Origin of the sequence: Achromobacter sp. (assembly GCF_032113835.1) — a bacterium.
Lineage (GTDB): Bacteria > Pseudomonadota > Gammaproteobacteria > Burkholderiales > Burkholderiaceae_B > Achromobacter.
In genome coordinates, this window is record NZ_DAMCTG010000153.1 from 1 (window position 1) to 6219 (window position 6219).

Consider the following 6219-nt stretch of genomic DNA (forward strand, 5'->3'; position numbering starts at 1 on the left):
GGTGTCATGTTGATGTTCCTGCAAAAATGCCGCAAAACGTTAGATAATACTGTGACTTACGTATTACCGTCAAATGCCGCATGCCCCACAAGCCTAGTCTGATCCTCGCGTCCAGCTCGCGATACCGCAAAGAACTGTTGTCGCGCCTGCGCCTGCCCTTTTCCGCGATTTCCCCCGATGTAGACGAAACGCCACAACCCGGCGAAACCCCCGAGGTGCTGGCGCTGCGCCTGTCCGTCGCCAAGGCGATGGTGGTGGCGGAAAAGCATCCGGGCAGCATCGTGATCGGCTCTGATCAGGTGGCCACCGTGGACGGCGCCCCCATCGGCAAGCCGGGCGACTTCTCGCGGGCCCAGGCCCAACTGCGCGCACTGTCGGGCCGGCTGGTGGAATTTCACAGCGCGCTGGCCGTGACCGACGGCCAACGGGTGGAAAAAGCCGATGTCGTTACGCGCTGCCGGTTCCGCCAACTGTCTGACCATGCCATCGACGCCTACCTGCGCGCCGAAGAGCCTTACGATACTGCAGGCAGCGCCAAGGCGGAAAGCCTGGGCATTGCCCTGATGGAAAGCATCCAAAGCGACGATCCCACCGCCATCATAGGCCTGCCGCTGATCGAATTGACCCGCATGCTGGCAACTTTCGGACTGGATCCGCTCGACGCCCCGGGAGCGCCCGCATGACCGGCGCCCTGCATCTGATCCCCGTCAGCCTTGGCGACGCCCCGCCCGAGCGCTGGCTGCCCGCCGACGTGCGCGCGCTCGCCGGCCGGCTGGACACCTACATCGCCGAGAACGCCAAGACGGCCCGCGCCTTCCTGAAGCTCATCGGCACCACCCGGCCGCTGCAGGAAATCACCATCCACACGCTGACCGACAAGGCCGACGCCGCGCAGATCAAGGCATGGCTAGACCCCGCAAGGCGCGGAGCGGAGATCGGCCTGGTGTCCGAGGCAGGCTGTCCCGCCGTCGCGGACCCCGGCGCCAAGGTCGTGGACGCGGCCCATCGCCTGGGCATCGCCGTCAAACCGTGGGTGGGCCCCTCTTCCATCCTGCTGGGCCTCATGGCCAGCGGCCTGGACGGGCAGCGCTTCGCATTCCATGGCTATGCGCCCGTCGACCCCGGCGAGCGTGCCAAGCAGCTGCGCGCCTGGGAGCAGCACTCGGCACGGCACAACCAGACGCAGCTACTGATCGAGACTCCCTACCGCAACGCCGCGATGTTCGCCACCCTGATCGCCACTTTGAAGGGCGACACCAAGCTGTGTGTGGCGCGCTCGATGACGACGACTGACGAATGGGTGGTCACGCACACGGTGGCCGACTGGAAAAAGCTGCCGGCGCCCCAGCTGGACAAGCTGCCGACGCTGTTCCTGTACCTGGCCCGCTAACCATGATCCGCCTATTCACCACGCTGCTCGCGGCGGCGATCCTGGCCGGCTGCGCGGCGCGCGGCCCCGCGGGCCTGGACCTGGACACCTCGATCACGGCCGTCAGCCAGAGCAGCCGGGTACGGTCCGTGGTCGTGCACTACACCACCGTCGACGACGCCGAGTCGCTGCGCCTGCTCTCCAAGGGCAAAGTCAGCGCGCATTACCTGCTGGACCTGGACGGCCGCGCCTATCGGCTGGTCGACGAAAACCGCGCCGCGTGGCACGCCGGGGCCAGCTCCTGGTACGGCAACATCGCGATGAACAGCACCTCCATCGGCATCGAGATCGTCAATCCGGGCTGGACCGAGGGAAGCAACGGCGAGCGCGTCTGGCATCGCTATGACGACCGCCAGGTCCGGGCGCTGACCATCCTGCTGCGCGACATCGTCCGCCGGCACAACATCGTCCCCGAGAACGTGGTCGGCCACAGCGACATTGCGCCGCAGCGCAAGGTGGACCCCGGCCCACTGTTTCCCTGGAAGACGCTGGCGGACGCCGGCATCGGACGCTGGTACAACGAAGCCGGCGCGGCCCAGCATCTGGCGCGCCTGCAAACCGAAGGCGTACCGGATGTCGCGTGGTTTCAGAAACAGCTGCAAAGACTGGGCTACGCCAGCCCGCAGCACGGCACACTGGACCGCGAGACGATCAACACGCTGGCCGCTTTCCAGATGCACTACCGCCCCGCCCTGCACGATGGACAGCCGGACGCAGAGACCGCGGCCATCATGCTGGCCATGCAATAGCTGCGGCAGCCGTGGCTGCGGCAGCCGTTGCTGCGGCAGCCGAAGCTGCGGCAGCCAAAGTAGCGGCGACGCACCAGCGTCCTGGCGGGCTACGCCCGCCGACGCCACCAGGCAACGACTCGCCACCCCAGCAGCACCGCCAGCACCGCGGCGTAGATCGCGGGCTCGGACAGGTCATTCTTGCCGGCCTTGTGCCACCAGTAATGCAGGATGGCGAGCAGACCGATCGCATAGATGGCCCGATGCAGCGTCTGCCAGCGCTTGCCCAGCCGCCGCATCGCCCACTGCGTGGAGGTGGCGGCCAGCGCCGTCATCAGCACGAAGGCCGAAAATCCCACCATGATGAAGGGACGTTCGACGATGTCACGCACCATTTCAGCGGGATCGAAGCCCCGGTCCCACCACACCCACGCCATGAAATGCAGTGCCGCGTAAAAGAACGCGAATAGCCCGCACATGCGCCGAACACGCACCAGCGCGGGCTGCCCTGTCAGACGGCGCAGCGGCGTGATCGCCAGGGTGACCAGCAGACACACCAGCGCCCAGGTGCCAGAAGATCGAGTCAGGAATTCGACGGGGTTGGCCGTGAGCCCGTTGTGCACCCCCAACCAGACCCAGCGCGCGAACGGCGCCAGACCCAACAGGAAGAGCAGCGGCTTGAAGCGCCCGACCGTCCGGGCCGAGAGCTGCGCCTTCCCGGGAGCCGCAGTTGGGGCCGCACGTGGAGCAACGGACACGGATCAGCGCCTCAGTAATTGGCCTTCAGGTCCATGCCCTGATAGAGCGACGCCACCTGATCGCCGTAACCGTTGTACATCAGCGTCTTGCGCTTGGGCGTGAACAGGCCGTCCTCGCCGATGCGGCGTTCGGTGGCCTGGCTCCAGCGAGGATGGGCGACGCTGGGGTTCACATTGGCGTAGAAGCCGTATTCCTGGGGTGCTGACTTGACCCACGACGTGACGGGCGGCTTTTCAACCAGCCGGATCTTCACCAACGACTTGCCGGATTTAAATCCGTATTTCCACGGCACGGCCAACCGCAAGGGTGCGCCGTTCTGGTTGGGCAGCACGCGCCCATAGACGCCAAAGACCAGCATCGCCAAGGGGTGCATGGCCTCGTCGAGACGCAGCCCTTCCACGTACGGCCACTCCAGGATGGCGGCGCGCACGCCCGGCATGTTCTCCCGCTGGACGGCAGTGACAAATTCGACGTACTTGGCGTTGCCGTTCGGCTCCACCTGTTTGAGGACCTCAGACAGCGAATAGCCCACCCACGGAATGACCATGGACCAGCCTTCCACGCAGCGCAGACGGTAGACGCGGTCTTCCATCGGGGCGAGCTTGAGCAATTCTTCGATGGTGAACGTACGGGGCTTGTTGACCTCGCCCTCTACGCTGACCGTCCAGGGCCGCGTCTGCAACTTGCCGGCATTTTTAGCCGGATCGCCCTTATCTACGCCGAACTCGTAGTAATTGTTGTAGGACGTGACATCCTCGAGCGACGTCTGCTTGTCCATGACGCTGAACGCGGGATTGGATTTCCCCTGCAGCGCGCCCGCATCTTGCGCGTGGGCAGCGCGCGTCGCCCAGCCCGGCAACCCGAGCGTAGCGGCGGCCGCACCGGCGCGAAGCATCAGCTCGCGACGCGATCGCCAGACGGCTTCGGAAGTGATCTCGGACGGCAGGAAGTCGTCGGGCTTGCGTATCAGCATCGTAATCTCCGGTATGGCGCCGCGCTCCGTGAGCGCACGCCCGCGTCAACCATGGACGCTGGACGGGCTTATCTTATTCCGCGGCGCCGGCGCGAACCACACGCGGCGCCTTTCGGATAGACCCGCCGGGCAGGAGGACGTTCCTTCCGACCCTTGAACGCCAAGGACTACGCGCCGACGCCAACGCGTGGCAGCAGCCATTCGCGCACCAGCGGCACGGTGTCGAGCACCGCTTGCGGGGCACATCCCTCAAGTTCCTTCAGGGTGTGCGCGCCGTAGGTGACGCCAAGGCCATGCACGCCCGCGTTGCACGCCATCTGAAGGTCATGCGAGGTGTCGCCCACCATGATGACCCGCGACGGGTCCACGTCCAGCTCCTGCATCAGTTCTTGCAGCATCGCCGGATGCGGCTTGCTGAAGGTCTCGTCCGCGGTACGGGTGGCGTCGAACAGCGGACCCAGGCCGGTCGCGGCAAGCGCACGCGTCAGGCCGACACGGCTCTTGCCGGTGGCGACGGCCAGCCGCACGTTCTGGCTGGCCAGGTCGGTCAGCAGCTCGTTGATGCCATCGAACAGGCGCAGCTCGGGATCGCGCAGCAGGTAATGCGTGCGATAGCGCTCGAGGAAGCGCGGGAGCATGGCCTGCGTCAATTCGGGGACGGCACGTCGCAGCGCGCTTTCGAGCGAGAGACCGATGACCCAGCTCGCCTCGGACGCGGACGGCACCGCCAGATCCAGATCGCGGCAAGCGCCCTGGATGGCGGCCACGATGCTGTGCGTGGAATCCATCAGGGTGCCATCCCAGTCAAAGACGACCAGCGAATACGACATATCAGACAGACTCCAGTGTTTTCAGTATGTTCCGGCAAGCTGGCGGCAGCTCGGCGGTCAGTGTCATGACCTCGCCCGTCAGGGGGTGAGGCAGGGTGAGGCGATGGGCGTGCAGGAACATCCGGTTGAAGCCCTGCCGCGCAAATTGCGCCCGCACGTCGTCGTGGCCGTATTTATCGTCCCCGACGATGGGAAAGCCGCTGGCGGCCAGATGGACCCGGATCTGGTGGGTGCGCCCGGTGCGCAGTTCGGCGTCGACCAGACTGTAACCGCCGAAACGCTGCTTGAGCGTGACAATCGTGTGCGCCGTCTGCCCGTCCGGATCCACCTTGACGCGGCGTTCGCCGGACTGGGTGGTCCATTTGGTCAGGGACAGCTTGATGTGCTGGCGGTCGTTGACCCAGTCGCCCTCGACCAACGCGAAATAATGCTTGTCGCTCCGGCCCTCGCGCAGCATGGCGTGCAGGGCCAGCAGCGCACTGCGCTTCTTGGCAACCATCAGCAGCCCTGAGGTCTCGCGGTCCAGCCGGTGCACCAGCTCCAGGAACTTGGCCTGCGGGCGCGCGGCGCGCAACTGTTCGATCACACCAAACGAGACCCCGCTGCCCCCGTGGACCGCCACACCGGCGGGCTTGTCCACCACGAGCATGGCATCGTCTTCAAAAACGATCGGGAACTCGGCCGCGGGCACGGGACGCGGCTTGCCAGGGTCGGGTAGCCGCAGGGGCGGAATACGGACCACATCGCCCTCTTCGATCCGGTAATCGACCTGGATGCGTCCCTTGTTGACGCGGACTTCGCCGCCTCGGATCGCCTTGTAGATATGCGTCTTGGGCACCCCCTTGCACAGCCGCATGAGGAAGTTGTCCAGGCGCTGGCCGGCATGCTCGGCGCCCACTTCAACCATGCGGACGGCGGGGGCTGCTTTAGAGGCGGATACGGGGGAGGAAGTTTCTTTGCGCATTGCGGAAAGCGACATATAATCGGGACAGCCTTAAGGGGCTGAACTAGCCGCCTGGCGTAGAGATGCAACCAACACGCAACTCCGTCGAGCGCGCGGGCCGCCATTGTACTGCCTGCTCATTCAACCCCTGGGTCTCTTGGTCGCCGGCGCAACCGAGCCCTGCGGAATAGTGGTGTGGCATTCATCTTGCCCGCTGTTCCGGCAGGTCCGTTGCATGCCGCAAGCGGCTCTGAAGCACTGCAAGAATCGTCGCATATTTAAAGCACCAGCTGCGTGTGGGCAACCAATCCGACCGCAGCTGCCGTTCACAGCATTTTTTCCGTCAAACCACATTCAGTGAAGCTGACCCTCCTGCTGACAGAACCCCGTGCCCCACGGCACGACGTGCCCGCCTGACCCGCGGCGGATACGCCTGGGCGCCGCCCAGGTACGGTCCGCACCTTCTTGCCCGCTTCAGCCGCAGCCCGAGTGGCCCGAGGTCACGCGCCGATATCGGCGCGTCATGACAACGGAGAAACCCTCTCATGAAGCGCATG

The 6219-nt window shown here is 65.4% G+C and carries 7 protein-coding genes; 3 read left to right on the forward strand and 4 right to left on the reverse strand.

The features are described 5' to 3' along the window. The first annotated feature begins 80 nt into the window (after window positions 1-80). From RT697_RS26625 to RT697_RS26635, 3 genes are read left to right on the forward strand one after another with little or no spacing between them, the layout of a single operon-like run. Complete coding sequence (locus tag RT697_RS26625) at window positions 81-683, forward strand: Maf-like protein (RefSeq protein ID WP_313702629.1); 603 nt, start codon at window positions 81-83, stop codon at window positions 681-683. After that, window positions 680-1390 (forward strand): SAM-dependent methyltransferase, encoded by a 711-nt coding sequence (locus RT697_RS26630; protein ID WP_313702630.1) that lies wholly within the window; start codon window positions 680-682, stop codon window positions 1388-1390. The genes RT697_RS26625 and RT697_RS26630 overlap by 4 nt, the downstream gene beginning before the upstream one ends. Window positions 1391-1392: 2 nt before the next feature. Next, window positions 1393-2178 carry an N-acetylmuramoyl-L-alanine amidase gene (locus RT697_RS26635; protein ID WP_313702631.1) on the forward strand — a complete coding sequence of 262 codons (786 nt, stop codon included), beginning with the start codon at window positions 1393-1395 and terminating at the stop codon, window positions 2176-2178. Between the two features lie 89 nt (window positions 2179-2267). Here RT697_RS26635 and msrQ read toward each other — a convergent pair whose 3' ends face one another. From msrQ to RT697_RS26655, 4 genes are all read right to left on the reverse strand, one after another. Beyond that, complete coding sequence (msrQ, locus tag RT697_RS26640; protein ID WP_313702632.1) at window positions 2268-2915, reverse strand: protein-methionine-sulfoxide reductase heme-binding subunit MsrQ; 648 nt, start codon at window positions 2913-2915, stop codon at window positions 2268-2270. An 11-nt stretch (window positions 2916-2926) separates the two neighbouring features. After that, a complete protein-coding gene (gene msrP, locus RT697_RS26645; protein WP_313702633.1) occupies window positions 2927-3889 on the reverse strand; it encodes a protein-methionine-sulfoxide reductase catalytic subunit MsrP in 963 nt (320 codons plus the stop codon). A 167-nt stretch (window positions 3890-4056) separates the two neighbouring features. Beyond that, window positions 4057-4719: an HAD family hydrolase gene (locus RT697_RS26650; RefSeq protein WP_313702634.1), complete on the reverse strand. Its 663-nt coding sequence runs from the start codon at window positions 4717-4719 to the stop codon at window positions 4057-4059. Window position 4720: 1 nt separating this feature from the next. Beyond that, window positions 4721-5683, reverse strand: a complete 963-nt coding sequence (locus tag RT697_RS26655; RefSeq protein WP_409517498.1) for an RluA family pseudouridine synthase — start codon at window positions 5681-5683, stop codon at window positions 4721-4723. Between the last annotated feature and the right edge of the window lie 536 nt (window positions 5684-6219).

What these genes read in the sequence shown, in the direction of transcription:
- RT697_RS26655 (WP_409517498.1), bottom strand. Translation starts at nt 5,683, where the DNA reads ATGCGCAAAGAAACTTCCTCCCCCGTATCCGCCTCTAAAGCAGCCCCC.
- RT697_RS26625 (WP_313702629.1), top strand. Translation starts at nt 81, where the DNA reads ATGCCCCACAAGCCTAGTCTGATCCTCGCGTCCAGCTCGCGATACCGC.
- RT697_RS26635 (WP_313702631.1), top strand. Translation starts at nt 1,393, where the DNA reads ATGATCCGCCTATTCACCACGCTGCTCGCGGCGGCGATCCTGGCCGGC.
- RT697_RS26650 (WP_313702634.1), bottom strand. Translation starts at nt 4,719, where the DNA reads ATGTCGTATTCGCTGGTCGTCTTTGACTGGGATGGCACCCTGATGGAT.
- RT697_RS26630 (WP_313702630.1), top strand. Translation starts at nt 680, where the DNA reads ATGACCGGCGCCCTGCATCTGATCCCCGTCAGCCTTGGCGACGCCCCG.
- msrP (WP_313702633.1), bottom strand. Translation starts at nt 3,889, where the DNA reads ATGCTGATACGCAAGCCCGACGACTTCCTGCCGTCCGAGATCACTTCC.